2 protein-coding genes are annotated in these 1,096 nt (G+C 49.0%); both read right to left on the bottom strand.

Annotation, left to right across the window (positions count from 1 at the left end; genetic code table 11):
- Positions 1-856 (bottom strand): tyrosine-type recombinase/integrase (locus tag ACTNC0_RS18190; RefSeq protein WP_441088486.1); only part of this gene is annotated, 856 nt, incomplete at its 3' end.
- On the bottom strand, positions 846-1,096 hold a 251-nt coding region (locus ACTNC0_RS18185), incomplete at its 5' end, for a tyrosine-type recombinase/integrase (RefSeq protein WP_441088485.1). The genes ACTNC0_RS18190 and ACTNC0_RS18185, both read right to left, overlap by 11 nt.

Here is a 1,096-nt window from a genome sequence, read left to right as displayed (position 1 = left end):
TATCGGAGAAGCTCTGGTGTCCCATGTATGCCCGCAGATACGGCAGCATCACATAGAGGTTTTTTCCTCCGTCAATCCATCCCTGGAGTACTGCGGATGCGAATCGGTGGCGCAGATCATAAGCGCGGATCCTCGGAAGTTCTTTGGGGTCAATGCCCGGATGTGCATCCTGCCAGCATTGCTTTACTGCTTGATCAAGATGGTGCAGCTTCAGCTGGGTACCATCCTGGTTGCAGAAAAAGAATTCGGACTTTCCGACCGCAATCTTGCGCTTCATGTCAAACTGCTTTAACAGATCCTTAACGTCCTCTGATGCCGCTATGATCCTGTCCTTATGACGCTTAGTATTTCTGATGAAGACCTCCCCGGTCTTCAAATCAACATCATCGACTTTAAGCCTCAGGGCTTCGCCGGGCCTGAGGCCGCAAGCATAGATAAAACGCAGGAGAAAAGGTATTGTCTCGTCTAAAAAAGGGGTTAAACGATGCATGGACAAACGGTCTGCCGCAAAAAACAATGCCCGGAGCTCATCGTCTGTCATTATGTAAGGCACATACTGCGGAACTTTCGGGACAAAGTTCATCGGCAGGATGTACGAAGAAGGGCCGAGATATCTCGCAAACATACGGATGGTAGTGGCCTTGTTTTCCAAAGCACGGTGCCCTCTGGCTATCTCACTGGAGAACCAGCTCCGGACAGTTTCTTTTGTAAGGGAATTTTCCCCCGGGAAATGTTCTGCACAGTATTGGTCAAAGGAAAGTAAATACTTCCTTTCCCCTCCGCCGCCATAATGCATACCATCCCGGTATTCAAGATAGGATTCTATGGATTGGGCGAAACCACTTTTAAATTCCATCCCCATCACCTTCTTCCTTAGGCATGAATCCTTCCAGTCCCAGCCCGACACCGAGCAGATGTTCGACGTCCAAGTTGATGTACTGTTTAGTTGATTCGAGATTCCTGTGCCCCAATACTTGCGCAACCGTCGTTACAGATGTTCCTGTTGTGACAAGACTTGTTCCAAGAGCACGGCGGAGATCGTGAAAGCCACACCTCGGAAGGCCAAGCGCAAACCTGTATTTATTGAAAACATTAT

Source organism: Blautia sp. HCP3S3_B11 (assembly GCF_052064435.1).
GTDB lineage: Bacteria > Bacillota > Clostridia > Lachnospirales > Lachnospiraceae > Blautia_A.
The sequence above is the reverse complement of the archived record's forward strand: the minus strand, read 5'-3'. Positions and strand labels throughout refer to the sequence as shown.